The 17,170-nt window shown below is 67.7% G+C and carries 20 protein-coding genes; 12 read left to right on the top strand and 8 right to left on the bottom strand.

Annotation, left to right across the window (positions count from 1 at the left end; translation table 11 throughout):
- Positions 1-21: 21 nt before the first annotated feature.
- Positions 22-597, bottom strand: a complete 576-nt coding sequence (locus ACLQ3J_RS16430) for a GNAT family N-acetyltransferase (protein WP_425903913.1) — start codon at positions 595-597, stop codon at positions 22-24.
- A 294-nt stretch (positions 598-891) separates the two neighbouring features.
- On the opposite strand from ACLQ3J_RS16430, the gene ACLQ3J_RS16425 reads away from it, so the two are divergent.
- Both ACLQ3J_RS16425 and rsrA read left to right on the top strand, forming a co-directional pair.
- A complete protein-coding gene (locus tag ACLQ3J_RS16425) occupies positions 892-1,560 on the top strand; it encodes a sigma-70 family RNA polymerase sigma factor (protein WP_378527610.1) in 669 nt (222 codons plus the stop codon).
- Positions 1,557-1,841 (top strand): mycothiol system anti-sigma-R factor, encoded by a 285-nt coding sequence (gene rsrA / locus ACLQ3J_RS16420; protein WP_169619759.1) that lies wholly within the window; start codon positions 1,557-1,559, stop codon positions 1,839-1,841. The genes ACLQ3J_RS16425 and rsrA overlap by 4 nt, the downstream gene beginning before the upstream one ends.
- 70 nt (positions 1,842-1,911) lie before the next feature.
- Here the strand turns inward: rsrA and ACLQ3J_RS16415 are convergent, their stop codons facing one another.
- Positions 1,912-1,986, bottom strand: a complete 75-nt coding sequence (locus ACLQ3J_RS16415; RefSeq protein ID WP_022597109.1) for a 50S ribosomal protein bL37 — start codon at positions 1,984-1,986, stop codon at positions 1,912-1,914.
- Positions 1,987-2,082: 96 nt separating this feature from the next.
- Between ACLQ3J_RS16415 and ACLQ3J_RS16410 the strand changes: the two genes are divergently transcribed.
- Together ACLQ3J_RS16410 and ACLQ3J_RS16405 are read left to right on the top strand one after the other, a co-directional pair.
- Complete coding sequence (locus ACLQ3J_RS16410; protein WP_169651691.1) at positions 2,083-2,298, top strand: biotin/lipoyl-binding carrier protein; 216 nt, start codon at positions 2,083-2,085, stop codon at positions 2,296-2,298.
- A gap of 17 nt (positions 2,299-2,315) precedes the next feature.
- A complete protein-coding gene (locus ACLQ3J_RS16405) occupies positions 2,316-3,791 on the top strand; it encodes a sensor histidine kinase (RefSeq protein WP_169619757.1) in 1,476 nt (491 codons plus the stop codon).
- A gap of 80 nt (positions 3,792-3,871) precedes the next feature.
- Here ACLQ3J_RS16405 and ACLQ3J_RS16400 read toward each other — a convergent pair whose 3' ends face one another.
- Together ACLQ3J_RS16400 and ACLQ3J_RS16395 are read right to left on the bottom strand one after the other, a co-directional pair.
- Positions 3,872-4,126: a WhiB family transcriptional regulator gene (locus tag ACLQ3J_RS16400; RefSeq protein ID WP_072699424.1), complete on the bottom strand. Its 255-nt coding sequence runs from the start codon at positions 4,124-4,126 to the stop codon at positions 3,872-3,874.
- Between the two features lie 243 nt (positions 4,127-4,369).
- Positions 4,370-5,311, bottom strand: a complete 942-nt coding sequence (locus ACLQ3J_RS16395; RefSeq protein ID WP_169651692.1) for a diacylglycerol kinase family protein — start codon at positions 5,309-5,311, stop codon at positions 4,370-4,372.
- Positions 5,312-5,358: 47 nt separating this feature from the next.
- Between ACLQ3J_RS16395 and ACLQ3J_RS16390 the strand changes: the two genes are divergently transcribed.
- Positions 5,359-5,781 (top strand): hypothetical protein, encoded by a 423-nt coding sequence (locus ACLQ3J_RS16390; protein WP_169619755.1) that lies wholly within the window; start codon positions 5,359-5,361, stop codon positions 5,779-5,781.
- Between the two features lie 22 nt (positions 5,782-5,803).
- Here ACLQ3J_RS16390 and ACLQ3J_RS16385 read toward each other — a convergent pair whose 3' ends face one another.
- Complete coding sequence (locus tag ACLQ3J_RS16385; protein WP_169651693.1) at positions 5,804-6,274, bottom strand: GNAT family N-acetyltransferase; 471 nt, start codon at positions 6,272-6,274, stop codon at positions 5,804-5,806.
- Between the two features lie 104 nt (positions 6,275-6,378).
- On the opposite strand from ACLQ3J_RS16385, the gene ACLQ3J_RS16380 reads away from it, so the two are divergent.
- Positions 6,379-7,164 (top strand): AAA family ATPase, encoded by a 786-nt coding sequence (locus ACLQ3J_RS16380; RefSeq protein WP_169651694.1) that lies wholly within the window; start codon positions 6,379-6,381, stop codon positions 7,162-7,164.
- A gap of 11 nt (positions 7,165-7,175) precedes the next feature.
- On the opposite strand, the gene ACLQ3J_RS16375 is transcribed toward ACLQ3J_RS16380, so the two are convergent.
- Together ACLQ3J_RS16375 and ACLQ3J_RS16370 are read right to left on the bottom strand one after the other, a co-directional pair.
- Positions 7,176-8,387 (bottom strand): hypothetical protein, encoded by a 1,212-nt coding sequence (locus ACLQ3J_RS16375; RefSeq protein WP_425903911.1) that lies wholly within the window; start codon positions 8,385-8,387, stop codon positions 7,176-7,178.
- Between the two features lie 5 nt (positions 8,388-8,392).
- Positions 8,393-10,078 carry a DEAD/DEAH box helicase gene (locus ACLQ3J_RS16370; RefSeq protein WP_425903909.1) on the bottom strand — a complete coding sequence of 562 codons (1,686 nt, stop codon included), beginning with the start codon at positions 10,076-10,078 and terminating at the stop codon, positions 8,393-8,395.
- 201 nt (positions 10,079-10,279) lie between these two features.
- Here ACLQ3J_RS16370 and ACLQ3J_RS16365 point away from each other — a divergent pair, with 201 nt between their 5' ends.
- Together ACLQ3J_RS16365 and ACLQ3J_RS16360 are read left to right on the top strand one after the other, a co-directional pair.
- Positions 10,280-10,972, top strand: a complete 693-nt coding sequence (locus ACLQ3J_RS16365) for a ferritin-like fold-containing protein (protein ID WP_169651697.1) — start codon at positions 10,280-10,282, stop codon at positions 10,970-10,972.
- Positions 10,973-11,017: 45 nt separating this feature from the next.
- Positions 11,018-11,248: a DUF3107 domain-containing protein gene (locus tag ACLQ3J_RS16360; protein ID WP_169619749.1), complete on the top strand. Its 231-nt coding sequence runs from the start codon at positions 11,018-11,020 to the stop codon at positions 11,246-11,248.
- A 108-nt stretch (positions 11,249-11,356) separates the two neighbouring features.
- On the opposite strand, the gene ACLQ3J_RS16355 is transcribed toward ACLQ3J_RS16360, so the two are convergent.
- Positions 11,357-12,016 (bottom strand): TetR/AcrR family transcriptional regulator, encoded by a 660-nt coding sequence (locus ACLQ3J_RS16355; protein ID WP_169619748.1) that lies wholly within the window; start codon positions 12,014-12,016, stop codon positions 11,357-11,359.
- 377 nt (positions 12,017-12,393) lie between these two features.
- Between ACLQ3J_RS16355 and ACLQ3J_RS16350 the strand changes: the two genes are divergently transcribed.
- The 4 genes from ACLQ3J_RS16350 (at position 12,394) to ACLQ3J_RS16335 (ending at position 17,160) form a co-directional block, all read left to right on the top strand.
- Complete coding sequence (locus ACLQ3J_RS16350; RefSeq protein ID WP_240951980.1) at positions 12,394-13,320, top strand: DUF3152 domain-containing protein; 927 nt, start codon at positions 12,394-12,396, stop codon at positions 13,318-13,320.
- 64 nt (positions 13,321-13,384) lie between these two features.
- Entirely contained in the window at positions 13,385-14,584 is a 1,200-nt protein-coding gene (gene moeZ / locus ACLQ3J_RS16345) for an adenylyltransferase/sulfurtransferase MoeZ (protein WP_425903908.1), read from the top strand.
- Positions 14,585-14,696: 112 nt separating this feature from the next.
- Positions 14,697-15,551, top strand: a complete 855-nt coding sequence (locus tag ACLQ3J_RS16340) for a TIGR02569 family protein (RefSeq protein ID WP_169619746.1) — start codon at positions 14,697-14,699, stop codon at positions 15,549-15,551.
- A gap of 136 nt (positions 15,552-15,687) precedes the next feature.
- Complete coding sequence (locus tag ACLQ3J_RS16335) at positions 15,688-17,160, top strand: MFS transporter (protein ID WP_169651700.1); 1,473 nt, start codon at positions 15,688-15,690, stop codon at positions 17,158-17,160.
- The last annotated feature ends 10 nt before the right edge of the window (positions 17,161-17,170 follow it).

The raw sequence follows: 17,170 nt of genomic DNA, 5'->3' as shown, positions 1-17,170 counted from the left end.
CGCACGGAGGAGACCGAGACATCAGGACGGACGTTCAGGACGGACGTTCAGGACGGATGAGAGCGGGCGCCGCACCCTTCGGGGTTCGGCGCCCGCTTCGCAAGCAAAGGACGCGTACTCGGCGCCACCGGCCGAAGCGGCAGTCAACGTCATATAGACGCTGTGGGGATCGTCCCGGTAATCACCGAAGGGCCCACAGACGACGAAGCCCGCACCGGCATACAGTGCCCGCGCCGGAGCGAAGAACTCCGTGCTTCCCGTCTCCAGCGAGAGTTGCCGGACACCCCGCGAGGCGGCATCGCCGAGCAGATGGCGCAGCATCGCCCGGCCCACCCCGCTTCCTCGCCGGCGAGGGTCCGTGCGCATGGACTTGACCTCTTCGTGCTCCTGCCCGAGTGCGGCGAGGGCACCTGTCGCTGCGATTCCGTCGTCCCACTCGCCGACCCAGAGCCGTACACCCGGCTGCCGGAGACCGGACAGGTCCAGGGCGTGCCTGCTCTCCGGGGGCGCAGTCGGGGCGAGCTCGTCCAGATGAGCCTGGAGGAATGCGGCCAGTCGGGGGTCGGAGAAGTCGGCGCGATGGATGCGGAGGGTCACGGCGCAAGGGTAGTCAGGGGGACGCCGACGGCCGAATGCCGAGATCCGGTCCTCGCCGGCGTCATCTATCCCCCTTGGCGCGGAGACACCGCCGCCGACCAGCCGACCCGCGCGCCGACTCGCCGCCCGTCGGGAACAAGTCCGGTATGCGGTGTGTTGACCCCTTCGGACGTGCCCGCCGGCGCGACCGCTGTTGCTCGAGGATCGGAGACCCTGTTGGCAATCCTTTGCCCGCCCCGTCCGGCTACGGCAGGACCGGTAGCCTTCACGGAGAACGTCGGTGAAGGGATCGGTGTGGTCGAGGAGTCTGTCGAACAATTGGCCGAACGGTTCGAGCGTGAGGCACTGCCGCTGCTCGACCAGCTCTACGGTGCTGCGTTGCGGATGACCCGCAACCCGGCCGACGCCGAAGATCTCGTCCAGGAGACGTATATCAAGGCGTTTTCCGCGTTCGCGTCCTTCCGTGAAGGCACGAACATCAAAGCCTGGCTGTACCGCATCCTCACGAACACCTACATCAACTCCTACCGGAAGCGGCAGCGGCAGCCCGCGCAGTATCCGACGGACGAGATCACCGACTGGCAGCTCGCGGCGACCGCGGAGCACTCGTCGACGGGGCTCCGTTCGGCGGAGGTCGAGGCGCTCGACGCGCTGCCCGACGACGACATCAAGGCGGCGTTGCAGGAACTCCCCGAAGACTTCCGCATGGCGGTGTATTACGCCGACGTCGAGGGATTTCCGTACAAGGACATCGCCGAGATCATGGGAACCCCGATCGGGACGGTGATGTCGCGCCTGCACCGCGGCCGCAAGCAACTGCGTGGCCTGCTCGGCGACGTGGCTCGCGAACGCGGCTTCAATCGCGGCGGTGGAGTCGATGCGGCAGTGGATGTGGAACCGGGCGCGGGTGAACCGTCCGGGAACAGCGAGAACAGCAAGAACAGGAAGGGAGTCTCGCAGTGAGCGAGCCGACAGACTTCGAGCGGGTGGACTGCTCTGCGGTCATTGCGGACGTGTATCTGTTGCTGGATTCCGAGTGTGACGAAGATGCGCGAGCGAGACTCCAGGGGCACCTCGACGACTGTGGTGCCTGCCTCGAGGCCTACGGCATCGAGGAGAAGATCAAGTCCCTGCTGAGCCGCAAGTGTGGCGGAGAGCATGCGCCCGCGGGACTGCGGGAACGCCTGGTACTGGAGATCCGCCGGAATGTGGTGGTGCACCACCACCGCGACGCCCAGAACTGACCGACTCGGCCCCCCGAGCAAGAAGGACCGGAAAGCAACGCTTTCCGGTCCTTCCGTGTTTCCGAACGCCTCAGGCGTTGGGACGCTTGCCGTGGTTGGCGGCGTTCCCCTTGCGGCTACGCTTCTTGCGGCCTCGCTTACCCATGGTTGGATCTCCTTTCTCTTTCATTACAGTGTTTCACGTGCGGTCGAGTGGTCCTGTCGGCAGGTCCACCGTCCGGTTCGCGGAATGAGGTGTTCGATGGCAGAGGACGTACGGGCCGAGATGGTATCCACGGTCTTCGAGGTGGTGGTGAACGAGGGACAGGTCGTCGCGGAAGGCGACACCCTGGTCATCCTCGAGTCGATGAAGATGGAGATCCCGGTGCTCGCGGAGACCTCGGGCACGGTGACGTCGGTCGGCGTCGCCGTGGGAGATGTGATCCAGCAGGGCGATCTCATCGCGGTCATCTCCTGAACAAGAAGGCGGCCTCCGTGTCCACCCTCAGTGCCCTTCTCGCCACCCACACCGATCTTCCCGGTGCCGCTGTCGACCACCTGCAGCGCGTCGTCGGGGAGTGGCAACTGCTCGCCGACCTGTCGTTCGCGGACGTGTTGCTGTGGGTGGATGCCGCGCCCGACGGGATCGTGTGTGTGGCGCAGTGCCGTCCCACCACCGCCTCGACCGTCATCCCGGAGGATGCGGTGGGGACCGTCGTGTCCGACGACGAACATCCTTATGTCCGTAAGGCTTTCAAATCGGGCGAGATCGTCACGGTCCGTCGCGGATCCAGCGACTCGATCCATTTGCGTCAGGCCGTGCCGGTGCGGTGGGCCGGGCAGGTGGTCGCGGTACTGAGCCGGGACGCCGCGCGGGTGTCACGGCGCTCGGCGAGTGCGCTCGAGACGGCATATCTCGAATGTGCCGATGCGCTCTACAGCATGATCAGCGAGGGAACGTTTCCCACTCCGGAAGCACGGTCCGACACGAAGTCCAGCCCGCGCGCCGGTGACGGTTTCATCCGTCTCGACCGTGAGGGTCGCGTCGTCTACGCCAGCCCGAATGCGTTGTCCGCGTACCACCGCATGGGATTCAATTCCGATCTGCTGGGCCAGGACCTCGTCGAGACGACCCGCTCGCTCGTGACGGATCCGTTCGAAAGTGCGGACGTCTCCGAATATCTCAGCGGGGCCGTGCACGGACGGCTGGGGCAGCGCATGGAGGTGGAGGCGCGCGGAGCGACGGTGCTCATCCGTGCTCTCGTCCTGTCGCCCGGCGGCCGCATCGAGGGCGCCGCTGTGGTCATCCGCGACGTCACCGAGGTCAAGCGCCGTGACCGTGCCCTACTCAGCAAGGACGCCACGATCCGGGAAATCCACCACCGGGTGAAGAACAACCTGCAGACGGTCGCGGCGCTGCTGCGGCTGCAAGCGAGGCGCACCGGCAATGTCGAGGCCAAAGAGGCGCTCGGCGAAGCGGTACGCCGGGTCACGTCGATTGCACTGGTGCACGAAGCCCTGTCGATGTCGGTCGACGAAGAGGTCGACCTCGACGGTGTTTTCGACCAGTTGATCCCGATCGTGGTGGATGTCTCGGCGGTGGGCAGCCAGATCCGGGTGCGCCGTGAGGGAAACCTCGGTGTGTTCCCCGCGGATCGCGCCACCCCGCTCGTGATGGTGCTCACCGAACTCGTGCAGAACGCCGTCGAGCACGCATTCGACCCCGGTGTTCACGGCACGGTGACGGTCCGGGCGAACCGGTCGGCCCGGTGGCTCGATGTCGTCGTGCGGGACGAGGGTAAAGGCCTGCCGGAGGGGTTCCGTCTCGAAGATTCCGACCGTCTCGGGCTGCAGATCGTGCGGACGCTGGTCGCTGCCGAACTCGGCGGCACGCTCGACCTGGCCGCGAACGAAACCGGCGGAACCGACGCGCGCCTGCGACTGGCGCTCGGCAAGGTTGCCGGAACCTGATCCACGTTGTCGGCGAGACACCTACGACGTACGAAGGCCCGGTCCCCTCGGGGGCCGGGCCTTCGTACAGGTCGCGATCGTCAGACCGTGGTGCGAGCCCGGGTGCGGGCGTTGCGGCGCTTGAGTGCGCGTCGCTCGTCTTCGCTCATGCCGCCCCATACGCCGGCGTCCTGACCCGATTCGAGGGCCCACGAGAGGCACTCGGCGGTGACGGGGCAGCGGTTGCACACGAGCTTGGCATCGGCAATCTGCGCGAGAGCCGGTCCACTGTTGCCCACAGGGAAGAACAGTTCCGGATCCTCGTCGCGGCAGATGGCTTCGTGGCGCCAGTCCATGCTTCTACTCTCCTTCGATGGTGCTGTGCACCGGATGATTGTCTGTGCGTGTTCACGCTTGCGGCGCGAAGTATTTCCGCGCGGTTACTTGTGAATGCTTTCACGAACTTGCGTGAAGTCAAGAGAATCGACCGCGACCGTGTGGAAGCTCACGCCGACGAAGGGGCGAAGCATTCGTCAATCCTTCTTTCTACACCTGTTCGGCCGAAAAGTAAGCAGAATCACAACATTCGAGCACTCTGCTCACTGTGCAGGAGCGACGACTTCGAGTATCGAAGGCACGGACACGAACTCCACATCGGTGCGAAGCCCCAGGTAGTCGCCGTCCACCTGCAGGCCGATCGGTCGCGTCGACCGTGCGCGCACGTGCGTGACGTCGTCCGCGCGCAACAGATACGGAGACGACGGATCTCCCTGCTTCGCGAGCAACTGCCGCACGACGCGCAGGCTCGGCACGACCCGCATCGTCGCCATCGCGAAGACCCCGAGGCCCGTGCCGAACGACGTACCCGGGTTCGTGTGCACCGGGCGCCTGTCGAGAAAGGTCCACGGGCTCGAGTTGGACACGAAGGCGTAATACACCCCAGCGACCGGATCCTGCCCCGGCACTTCGAGCGTGAGTGCCGGTTCGATCCGCTTCGACGCGAAGAACTGTGTGATCGCATGTCGCACATACCGCGAACTCGTCGCCTTCTTGCCGCTGAGACGACTCAGATCGACCGCTTCGCACACCTGCGCGTCGAGACCGAGCCCCGCGTTGAATACGAACCACCGCCCGTCGCAGTGGCCGAGCCCGATGCGGCGGGCCGTGCGATCGGCGAGCAGGGCGAGCAGTTGTTCCGTCGCCTCCATCGGGTCCGGTGCGATCCCGAGGGAGCGAGCGAACACGTTCGCCGATCCGCCCGGCACCACGGCGAGGCGAGGCAGCGTCGGATCGGGACCACGGTCGGGGGAAGGCCCCAGCAGGCCGTTGACGATCTCGTTCACGGTGCCGTCGCCACCGTGAGCGATGACGACATCCATCCCGTCCGCGTGTGCGGAACGTGCCAGGTCCGCGGCATGCCCCCGGTGCGTCGTATGCGCCACGGTGAGCTGCGTTCTGCCCGACAGCGCGTGAGCCAGCCGGTCACGACCGGCCGGAGTGGTGGTCGTCGCGTTCGGGTTCACGATCAGCAGGGCACGCACGGAGCATCAGCCTAAGTGCTATCGCGCCGGTCCACTACGCTGGTCGGGTGCCCACTGAAACACCTCGTACCCGTACCCCGTCGACCGTCAAGGTTGCCGGGTCGCTCGTCGTGCTCGAAGGCGTCATCGCCATCGGGTTCGCGGTGTACTCGGTCATCCGGGCATGGTCGGGTAACTACGACCAGTCGGTGAGTAACGGCTACGGCCTCGCGCTGTGGCTGTCGATCCTCTTCGGCGGCGTCCTGGCCGCGGGCATCGCGCTCCTGCGCGGCGCGCACTGGGGACGTTCGATCGCTGTCGTCGCGCAGCTTCTGCTGTTGCCCGTGGTGTGGTCGCTCCTCACCGATTCCCATCAGGTGTTCCTCGGTGCGCTCATGGGGCTGATCGTGGTGCCGGCGCTCGTGCTCCTCTTCAGCCCCGCCACCACCCGGTGGCTCGCCCGCGACTACGTGCCCGAGGACGAGCACTGAACCGGGCCGCGTCGGAGGCCGGTCAGGCGCCGAGCTCGCGCAACGCGTCACCGCTGAGACGGAACGTCGTCCACTCGTCCTGAGGGACCGCACCCAGCGACCGGTAGAAACCGATGGACGGCTCGTTCCAGTTCAGCACAGACCAGCTCAGCCGGGTGTAACCGCGCTCCACACATTCGTGGGCCAGTGCGGCGAGCAGCGCGCGCCCGTGTCCCGCGCCGCGATGCTCCGGCCGGACGTAGAGGTCCTCCAGGTACACGCCGTGGACCCCGTCCCACGTGGAGAAGTTCCGGAACCACAGCGCGACCCCGACGACGGTGCCGTCCGCCTCTTCCGCCACATGGCCGAACACCGACGGTTCCGGACCGAACAGCGCGGCCCGGATCTGTTCCGTCGTCACGGTGCACTCGTGCCGGGCCTTCTCGTACTCCGCAAGGTCGTAGATCAGGCCGGTGACGGCGTCGACATCGTCGGGACGGACTCTGCGGATCACGGGCGGTACGCCTTTCGGGAGCGTCGGAGGGGTCTGCACGATGTGCCGGGAAGATGCCGCGTCGTTACCGCACACCGGAGCGCCGAATACGCGAGGATCGACCCGTGACAACCGTACTTGCAGTGGCAAACCAGAAGGGTGGCGTCGCCAAGACCACCACCGTCGCGTCGCTGGGGGCCGCCCTGTCCGCGCTGGGACAGCGGGTGCTCCTCGTCGACCTCGATCCCCAGGGATGTCTCACCTTCTCCCTGGGCCACAACCCGGACCGGCTCGACAAGTCGGTGCACGACGTCCTCGTGGGGGAGACCAAGGTGCAGGAGGTGCTGGTCGAGGCGGGAGAAGGCATCACGCTCATGCCCGCGACCATCGACCTGGCCGGTGCCGAGGCGATGCTGCTCATGAAACCGGGCCGGGAATACACCCTCAAACGCGCACTGGCGACGGTCGCGGACGACTTCGACGTGGTGATCGTCGACTGTCCTCCGTCCCTCGGGGTGCTCACCCTCAACGGGCTCACCGCGGCAGACTCCGTCCTCGTCCCGCTGCAGTGCGAAACGCTCGCACACCGCGGCGTCGGTCAGCTTCTGCGGACGGTCCAGGAGATCAAGCAGATCACCAACCCCGAACTCGAACTCCTCGGCGCACTTCCCACGCTGTACGACTCGCGGACCACACACAGTCGTGACGTGCTCGCCGACGTGTCGGACCGGTACGACCTGCCGGTGCTCTCGCCACCCATCCCGCGAACCGTGCGGTTCGCCGAGGCGTCTGCATCGGGTTCGACCGTGCTCGCCGGTCGGAAGAACAAGGGCGCGGACGCCTACCGGGAACTGGCCGAGAACCTGCTCGCGTCGTGGACGAAGGACACCGCACTGCCCACGCTGGACTGACCCCGGCGTCGTCAGCGCAGCGCGACGACCCGGTCTCCGCGTTGCTCGAGCACGAGTTCACCGGTGACCGCGACGTCCACGTCCGGTGCGTCGCCTCGTTCGACGGGAATCCGCCGCCGGACGTTGCCGGACGCGGGATCGACCGCCGCGACCGCGTCGTCGACCGGCAGGAGCAGTGAGCCGGCCATCGCCGCTCCGGTCCCGAGGGTGTCCTCGACGGTCCATGCCGGTGCGAAATCCTCGGGGGAGAGGGCGACCGTGTCGAGACCCGTCCACCAGACCAGGACCCCCTCCTGTTCGGTGGCGGGTGCGGTGCCGTTGCCGGCGACACGTCCGAGGTCGTGGGTGTCGACGAGTGCGCCCGAGCCGTCGTACACCGCGATGCGTGGGCCGCCGCCGGGTCCCGGCGGCATGTACACAGCGGTGCGTTCACCGAGCACGGCGACGATGCGGGCGCCTGCTCCGGTCTGCGCTTCCGGCAGCACCGACGACGCGTATTGCTCGGGTTTCTGACTGTCGTCGGGAGTGGGGTCCAGCAACGTGAGCCGATTGGCCGGCTCGTTGGGGCACTGCTCGAGTACCGCGAGACGGCTCGTCCCGGCGTCGGCGGAAAGTAGTTCGCAGCCGGACCGGGGCTGGGCGCGCGGGTTGACGGGGGCGTCGACGTACCCGTATTCGACGGTGCGCACGAGGTCGGACCGCCACATCTCGAGCCGGGTGTCGCCGAGTGCGATGACGTGGGAGCCGGCGTCGATGAGCCGGATCTCCTCGTCTGCGTCACCGGTCCGCTGTGCCCCGCGCGCTCCGCTGTCCGAGTCGAGCGCGGTGACCTGCCCGCAGCCGCGTGCGTCGCGGTAGACCGAGATCACCGAACCCCACGCACCCGTTGCGGCGCACAGCGGGCGGTTGCGCTCATACCGCCATCGTTCGTCGCCGGTGACCGGATCCCGGCCCACCACCGTGTTCGCGTCGGCCGTCGCGACGGTGCCTCCGAGCGCGACGGGCGCCGACGTGGCCCCGCTGGGCGCCTGCCACACCTCGGTGAGGGTGTCGGGCAGCGTACCGGCGAGAGGGGGAGCGGACACCGGCTCGTCCCACGTGATCGAGGTGGTGCCGCGCGCATCGGACCGTAGCCAGACGACACTCGCCGCCACCAGGACGGTGACGACGAGTGTGGCGGCGACGAGCAGATCCGTGCGTGTGCGGCGCTCCGGCGCGAGCACGGGTCCTACTGAGCGGACGATGCCGCGACGGTGTCCGCGCTCGAGGCGTCCTGTGAGGCCGTGTCGTGGCCCGCGGCGCCGTTGCCGCGACGACGGCGACGACGCCGTGCCGGGGAAGCGGGTGCGTCGGAACCGGCGCGCTCGGATGCGCCCTCGGCCTGCGGGTCCTTCTGTTGGCCGTTCGACGCCTTCGGCTCCGTAGCGTCGGCGCCCGAGGCGGCAGCGGTGTCACCGTCGGACGCCTTGCCGCGGACGGTGCGGCGGCGCACGCGGTTGCGCTTGGGCCGGGACGCCGTCTCCTCGCGATCCTCACGCGGGCGACGTTCGGCGGGCTCGCTCTCGGCGGACCGCGCCGGAGCCTGCTTGTGCACGCGCCCCGTGGTGCCGGCAGGAATGCCGAGTTCCTCGAAGAGGTGCGGCGAACTGGAGTAGGTCTCGACCGGATCGGGCATGTTGAGGCCGAGCGCCTTGTCGATCAGTTGCCAGCGGGGAATGTCGTCCCAGTCGACGAGGGTGATCGCGATGCCGGTGCGGCCCGCGCGACCCGTACGGCCGATGCGGTGCACGTACGTCTTCTCGTCTTCGGGGCACTGGTAGTTGATGACGTGGGTGACGTCGTCGATGTCGATGCCGCGTGCCGCGACATCGGTGGCGACCAGCACGTCGATCTTGCCGGCGCGGAACTTGTCGAGTGCCTTTTCGCGTGCGATCTGGCCCAGGTCGCCGTGCACGGCGCCGCAGGCGAAGCCACGCTCGACGAGATCGTCGGCGACCTTCTGTGCGGTGCGCTTGGTACGGGTGAAGATCATGGTCGCGCCGCGGCCCTCGGCCTGCAGCACGCGCGCGACGAGTTCGGCCTTGTCGAGCGCGTGCGCACGGTAGACGTGCTGCTGGGTGCGCTCGTGCACCGCCGACGACTCGGCTTCCTCCGCGCGGATGTGCGTCGGGCGGTTCAGGAAGGTGCGGGCGAGCGTGATGATCGGGCCCGGCATGGTGGCCGAGAACAGCATCGTCTGACGCTTGTCGGGCACCATCGTCAAAATGCGTTCGATGTCGGGCAGGAAGCCCAGGTCGAGCATCTCGTCGGCCTCGTCCATGACGAGCACGCCGATCTTGCCGAGGATCAGGTGACCCTGGTTGGCGAGGTCGAGAAGCCGGCCCGGGGTGCCGACGACGACGTCGACGCCCTTCTGCAGCTGGGAGATCTGCTGCTCGTACGGGCGTCCGCCGTAGATCGAGAGGACTTCGAGGCCCTTCTTGCCGCTGCCGGGCAGGTACTTCGCGGCGCTCACCAGGTCGCCGGTCACCTGGACGCACAGTTCGCGCGTCGGGACGATGACGAGCGCACGCGGGGTGCCGTCGAGGGTCGTGGTGCCCGAACCGTCGGTGGTGATGCGGTTGAGCAGCGGAACCCCGAACCCGAAGGTCTTGCCCATGCCCGTGCGGGCCTGGCCGATGAGGTCGTCGCCTGCGAGGGCGAGGGGGAGCGTGAGCTCCTGGATTGCGAACGTACGTTCGATGCCGACCTCGGAGAGTGCCCGGACGATTTCGTCACGGACGCCGAGCTCTCCGAAGGTGGGGGGAACGTGGGTGGAGTCGAGCTGTGCGGAGACGGTCGTTTCGGTCGCGTCGTCTTCGTGGTCGATTGTGATCTTGCTCAGGGGTCCGGCCTTCCTGGTCTCGGCACGCACGCACGAGGTCGGGCAGGGGACCGGCCTGCGCCTCAGCACGAGCGTTGTCAGAAGCTCGGCGAAGCGCGGCGATCCGCGGTCGGGTGCGCGCACATTATCGGTGAAGCTCGCGGGCTGCGTTCAGCGGCTCGAAGCGCGAACTTCAAGGACCATTGTACCGGTTCCGGCGGATTCGCCGAGGTAGTACTACGCTTTGTCGTCATGGGAGCCGAATCGTCGCCGTCCACAGCATCATCCAGCCCGACCCTCGTCCCCGCCGACCATCCCGGCGTCGCCGAGTTGTTCGCGGTGATCGCCTACGGCGAGATCGCCGCGTTCTACCGTCTCGCGGACGATGCCAAGTTCTCCCCGTCGGTGCGGGGGCGTGTGGCCCTTGCGAGCATGGCAGCGGCGGAGATGAGTCACTTCGAGACGCTGCACGCGGCGCTCGCCGACCGCGGTGTGGAGATCTATGCCGCGATGGAGCCGTACCGGCAGGCTCTCGACGCCTATCACGCGTCCACCACCCCGTCGACGTGGCTCGAATCCCTCGTCAAGGCGTACGTGGGGGACGGGATCGCCGCCGACTTCTACTGTGAGATCGCCGACCGGCTCGCCCCGGAGGTCGCCGCGGTGGTGCGCGACGTGCTCGCCGCGACCGGGCACTCCGAGTTCGTGGTGCGCGAAGTCCGTGAAGTCGTGGAACGAAGCCCACTCCAGAAGGACCGCCTGATGTTGTGGGGGCGCCGGTTGCTGGGCGAAGCGATCACGCAGGCCCAGTACGTGCTCGCCCAGAACGAGGAGCTTGCCGAACTGGTGATTCTCACCTCGGGCGACCTCGCCGGCATTGCCGCCCTGTTCGACCGGATGCAGGTCGAGCACACCAAGCGGATGGCAGTGCTCGGACTGCATTAGCCTGGCGGTGACAAGCAGTACAGCCTGAGATTTCGGAGGTCCCCAGTGGAGGTCAAGATCGGCGTTGCGGACAGCCCGCGTGAACTCGTCCTCGTCAGCGACCAGACGCACGACGAGGTGGAAAAGCTTGTGACCGACGCACTGAGCGGCAACGGCAGCGGCGTGCTCGCTCTCATCGACGAGAAGGGCCGCAAGGTTCTGGTGCAGGCGGCGAAGATCGCGTACGTGGAGATCGGCCCCTCCACCATCGGGAAGGTCGGCTTCGCAGCCATCTGACCACGGGACCGATACGGCGAGAGGCCGGGGCGACATCGCCCCGGCCTCTCGCCGTATCGCTGTTCTCCCGGCTGCGTCCGCGACGTGCGGCCGGCCGGGACGGCCTCCTCAGCGCAGCCGTAGTTCGGGCTGGAGCGGGACGTGCTTGAGTCCGCCCCATGCGAGCGCGACCGTCGTATCGACGGCATCGTCCTTCGGGATGGGCCGCGCGGCGTCGAGCCAGTAACGCGCCGTGAACTGGCTGGTGCCCACCAGCCCGACGGCGAGGATCCGCGCACGGTAGGGGTCGAGACCGGAATCGTGACTGACCAGGTCGAACACGGCGTCCACACACGCTTCCGTGGCCTGTTCCACGCGGCGGGACACTTCCGGCTCACCCATCAGGTCCGATTCGAAGACCAGCCGGAAACCTTGGCTGTCGTTGTCCACGAAGTCGAAGAACGCCTGGACGGCGGCGCGGACGCGCTGGCGGTTGTCGGTGGTGGACCGAAGCGCCTGCCGGACCCCGTTGATGAGGACGTCCACATAGTTCTGGAGGACGGCGCAATACAGCTCGAGCTTCCCGGGGAAATGCTGGTAGAGCACCGGCTTGCTCACACCCGCGCACTCGGCGATCTCGTCCATGCCGGCGGAGTGGTAACCGCGGGTGACGAACACTTCACTCGCAGCCTCGAGCAGCTGGGCACGCCGTTCGTCCCTCGGCATCCGGGCACCACGCTTGTTGCCGTTGTTGCCGCGGCCGGATGCCCGGTCGGCCAGTTCGGTCATGCTTGCTCCAGTCTGCGCACTTTCGCCGACAGTGAGCAGCGCCACTTCGGCTTCGATCGTCCTTGCAGGTTACAGGCCGCCGCGCTTTTCTCCTGGTCGGCCCCACGCCCAGTATCCGCTTTTCCCCGCCCGCTCCGCAGGACTGCCGGGACCGCCCGTCGGATTCTCGTGGATGTGACATTCTGTCAACCGTGATCGACCGAGGAGGAGTGCGACCGAACGGGTCCGCGGAGGACTCCACCCGGACCCCGCCATCCGGTTCCCCGGCACAGCGACCGCCGTCCGGCTCCCGGCAACCTCCCGAACCGCGACACCCGTCCGAACCGCGCCGCACTTCCGGTGCGTCGCGGGTATCCAGGCGCGATGCGTACCAGCCGCTGCGAGCCCAGTGGGACCCTGTGGGTGGAGACGACCCGGCGCGGGAACCGCGCAGGCCCCGGCCCGTCCGAGAGGTCCGGAAGCAGAGCCGGCTCGGCAAGTTCGTCGCAACATACGGATGGCGCGCGTACGTGGTGCCCGTGCTCGTCGTGGTGACCGTCGTGGTGCTGTGGGATGCGTTCAGAGGAACCGGCGACGACGGCGCAGCCGAAGAACAGAGCATGGTGGACGCGGGCGAGATCGTCGCGGAAGCGCCGCGGGCGGACGGGCTGTTCCCGGCGGATCTCGCGTCCGGCACCCTTCCCGACGGCGGACCGTTCACCGAGCGGGGTGCGCAGAGGTGGCGAGTGCTGCCCGGCACGACCGCACGAGTGGGCTCGGAGGCGGCACGCACCTTCACCTACACGGTCGAGGTCGAGGACGGGATCGACACCGCGGGCTACGGCGGTGACGACGCCTTCGGACTCCTGGTCGACCAGACGCTCGCCGACCCTCGGAGCTGGGTCGGTGATCCCCAGTTCGCTTTCCGCCGGATCGACGTCGGCACCCCCGACTTCCGTATCTCGCTCACCTCGCAGATGACCATCCGGGAGGGATGCGGGTACGACATCCGGCTCGAAGGGTCGTGCTTCAATCCGTCGCTCGGGCGGGTCCTGCTCAACGAAGCGCGCTGGGTTCGAGGAGCGGTCGCCTTCCAGGGCGACCTCGGCTCCTACCGCCAGTACCTGGTCAATCATGAGGTCGGGCACGCCATCGGCTTCGCTCAGCACGAGCGGTGCGGGGTGCAGGACGGTCTCGCGCCGATCATGATGCAGCAGACCTTCGGCACGAACAACGACGACATCGCCCGGCTCGATCCCGGCGGGGTGGTGCCGGCCGACGGGCTGCGGTGCCGCTTCAACCCGTGGCCGTACCCGAGGGCGTGACGCCGCCGCGACTGTGAGCGGTGGAACAATGGACCACGACCGTCCCGCCGGCCGAGGAGTATCCGTGACCGTATCGACGCCCTCGGTGGATCCGAGCGCCTTGCAACCGCTGGTGGAACCGGCTGCCGACCTCGATCGTGACGAGGTCGCCCGATACAGCCGGCACCTGATCGTTCCGGACGTCGGTGTGACCGGACAGAAGCGGCTCAAGAACGCGAAGGTGCTGTGCATCGGTGCGGGCGGCCTCGGTTCACCGGTGTTGCTGTACCTGGCCGCGGCGGGTGTCGGCACCCTGGGCATCGTCGAGTTCGACGAAGTCGACATGTCGAATCTGCAGCGGCAGGTGATCCACGGCCGCTCCGATGTGGGCAGGGCGAAGGGCGAGAGTGCCCGCGACAGCATCAACGCCATCAACGAGCACGTCGACGTGCGGTTGCATCCGACCCGCCTCGATTCCGGCAACGCGGTGGCTCTGTTCGAGCAGTACGACCTGATCGTGGACGGCACCGACAATTTCGCGACCCGCTACCTCGTGAACGACGCCGCGGTGCTCGCCGGCAAGCCGTACGTGTGGGGATCGATCTTCCGTTTCGAAGGCCAGGTGTCCGTGTTCTGGGAGAACGCTCCCGGCGGGCGCGGCCTGAACTACCGCGATCTGTATCCCGAGGCGCCGCCGCCGGGCATGGTGCCGTCCTGCGCCGAAGGCGGTGTCCTCGGTGTCCTGCCCGGCACCGTCGGCACGATCATGGCGACCGAGGCCATCAAGCTGATCACCGGGATCGGTGAGCCGCTGCTGGGACGGCTGATGATCTACGACGCACTCGCGATGTCGTTCCGCACCGTGACGTTGCGCCGGGATCCCGGCCGCGTACCGGTCACCGAACTGATCGATTACGACGTGTTCTGCGGCGTCGTCCCGGACAACGCGGCGGCAGCCGCCGATGCGACGATCACGCCGGGCGAGTTGCGCAGGATGCTCGACGAGGGCCGCGACGTCGAAGTGATCGACGTCCGCGAACCGGTGGAGTGGGACATCGTCCGCATCGACGGTGCCCGGCTGGTTCCCAAGGGCCGCATCCTGTCGGGCGAGGCCCTGGCCGAACTGCCGCAGAACCGGCCGATCGTCCTCTACTGCAAGACGGGCGTGCGGTCGGCGGAGGCGCTCGCCGTGCTCACGCGCGCGGGGTTCTCCGATGCCACCCACCTTCGCGGCGGTGTACTCGCCTGGGCGCAGCAGATCGATCCCTCCCTGCCCGTCTACTGACCGCCGGCGCCGGGCCGTTGCCGCATCCTCCGGCCCGTTGTCGCCGAGCTGTGACCGGAAAACAGCGGAGTGCCTCCCGGGACCCGGCAGGGTACGCCGGTACCGTGTGGGCGTGAGCTCACTCGAACCACCGCAGCACGTGTGCTCTACGTTCGGCCTTCGCGACGTCGAGCCGGTCGCCCTCGGCGCCGACTGGGACGGCGGTTTCCGGTGTGGAGACGTGGTGCTGTCCCGGGTCGCCGACCACGCCCGCGCGGCGTGGTCCGCGAAGATCAGGGAGACGCTGACCGTCGACGGAGTACGGCTCGCCCGGCCCGTCCGCTCGACCGACGGGCGTTACGTGGTGTCCGGATGGCGCGCCGACACGTACATCGTCGGAACTTCCGAACCCCGGCACGACGAGGTGGTCTCGCTGTCGCTGCGGCTGCACGTCGCGACCTCACAACTCGAGCGCCCGCGCTTCCTCATGCAGCCACCGGTGGCACCGTGGCAGGACGTCGACGTGTTCGTCGCGGCCGACCGCGCGGCGTGGGAAACGGTGCCGCTGCGGACCGCGCGCGCTGCGGGTGCCCCCGAGACGGTCACCCCCGACGGACTCAAGAGCCTCGACCTCATCGGGCAGCTCGCCACGTTCCGGAAGCCGGTGCACCTGCCCGACCAACTCGTACACGGCGATCTCTTCGGCACCGTCTTGTTCGCGGGACGAGCCGCGCCGGGCCTCACCGACATCACGCCCTACTGGCGTCCCGCGTCGTGGGCGGCCGCGGTGACCGTCGTCGACGCGTTGTCGTGGGGCGGCGCCGACGACGGTCTCATCGCACGGTGGGAAGACCTTCCGGAGTGGCCGCAGATGCTGTTGCGCGCCGTGATGTTCAGGCTCGCGGTCCATGCGCTGCACCCCCGATCCACCGAAGAAGCGTTCCCCGGGCTGGCGCACACCGCCGACCTGGTCCGATTCCTTCTCTGATATCGGTTACCGCCACCTCACACCGTCGCCCGTCACCGGGTGAGCATCTCTTGACGCGACGGTCATCGCGGGCAGCACCGCGGCAACACCCGTTGCCTACCTTGGGTTCATCACACACCTGAGAAGGGCGGCCGGCATGGCGGATTCGGTCCGGAACGAGACTCTCCGAGAGAGATTCGCGCGCAAGCACTACATCGAGAGCTGGGACGCCGAAGACGTCGAGGCGTGGGAGTCCGGCGGCAAGCAGATCGCCAAGAGAAACCTGATCTGGTCGGTCATCGCCGAACACGTCGGATTCTCGGTGTGGTCCGTGTGGTCGGTCATGGTGCTGTTCATGCCCACCGACATCTACGGCATCGACGCCGCGGGCAAGTTCTTCCTCGTCGCGGTGCCCACGCTCGTCGGTGCCGTGCTCCGCATTCCCTACACCGTGGCGACCGCACGATTCGGTGGCCGTAACTGGACCGTCTTCAGTGCGCTCGTGCTGTTCGTCCCGCTCATGGGCGCGCTGTATCTGATGCTGAACCCGGGGCACTCGTACAGCACGTTCATGCTGGTCGCGGCGCTTGCCGGCGTCGGCGGCGGTAACTTCGCCTCGTCGATGACGAACATCAACGCGTTCTACCCCCAGCGACTCAAGGGCTGGGCACTCGGGCTCAACGCGGGTGGCGGCAACATCGGGGTGCCGGCGATTCAGCTTATCGGCCTGCTGGTCATCGCGACCGTCGGCAATACCGAACCGTGGATCGTCTGCGCCGTCTACCTGGTGCTGTGCGGTGCGGCCGCGATCGGTGCGGCCCTGTTCATGGACAACCTCGGCGACCAGAAAGCGGACCTGCGCGCCATGGGCCGCGCGCTGAAGTTCAGCGACTCGTGGGTTATCTCCTTCCTGTACATCGGCACGTTCGGTTCCTTCATCGGCTTCAGTTTCGCGTTCGGCCAGGTGCTTCAGATCAACTTCCTCGCCGGCGGCGACACACCCGCCCAGGCTGCTCTGCACGCCGCCCAGATCGCCTTCATCGGCCCGTTGCTCGGCTCGCTCTCGCGTCCGATCGGCGGGAAACTGGCCGACCGTATCGGCGGCGGCCGCATCACGATGTACACATTCGTCGGTATGGCGCTCGCCGCCGCGGTACTGATCGTGGCGGGAACCCTCGACGACGCGAGCGCCGGCGCAGCGTCCGGCGGCGTCCTGACGGCCATGGTGCTCGGGTTCATCGCACTGTTCCTGTTGTCCGGCTTGGGCAACGGCTCGGTGTACAAGATGATCCCCTCGATCTTCGAAGCGAAGGCCCAGGGCCTTGCCGGTGCCGATCGTGCCGAGAAGGCGGCGTGGTCGCGCAGCATGTCCGGCGCCCTCATCGGATTCGCCGGTGCCATCGGCGGACTCGGCGGCGTCGGTATCAACCTCGTCTTCCGCGGTTCGTACGGCGGCGAGGCACAGTCCGCCACCATGGCGTTCTGGGTCTTCGCGATCTTCTACCTCGTCTGCATCGCGGTGACGTGGGTCGTCTTCCTTCGCCGCCCGCAGCAACCCGTCGAGTCGTCCGCACCCACATCGACCGCACCGGTGACCCCGGCGACGCGACTGTCCGACGCCACCGTCTGACACCGATCCG

The sequence above is a fragment of the Rhodococcus sp. DT1 genome (genome assembly GCF_049844875.1).
Lineage (GTDB): Bacteria > Actinomycetota > Actinomycetes > Mycobacteriales > Mycobacteriaceae > Rhodococcus.
The sequence above is the reverse complement of the archived record's forward strand: the minus strand, read 5'-3'. Positions and strand labels throughout refer to the sequence as shown.

Excerpts from the sequence above, each read along its gene's own strand:
- ACLQ3J_RS16410 (WP_169651691.1), top strand. The coding sequence starts at position 2,083 with ATGGCAGAGGACGTACGGGCCGAGATGGTATCCACGGTCTTCGAGGTG.
- ACLQ3J_RS16400 (WP_072699424.1), bottom strand. The coding sequence starts at position 4,126 with ATGGACTGGCGCCACGAAGCCATCTGCCGCGACGAGGATCCGGAACTG.
- ACLQ3J_RS16365 (WP_169651697.1), top strand. The coding sequence starts at position 10,280 with ATGGGAGCCGAATCGTCGCCGTCCACAGCATCATCCAGCCCGACCCTC.
- ACLQ3J_RS16355 (WP_169619748.1), bottom strand. The coding sequence starts at position 12,016 with ATGACCGAACTGGCCGACCGGGCATCCGGCCGCGGCAACAACGGCAAC.
- ACLQ3J_RS16335 (WP_169651700.1), top strand. The coding sequence starts at position 15,688 with ATGGCGGATTCGGTCCGGAACGAGACTCTCCGAGAGAGATTCGCGCGC.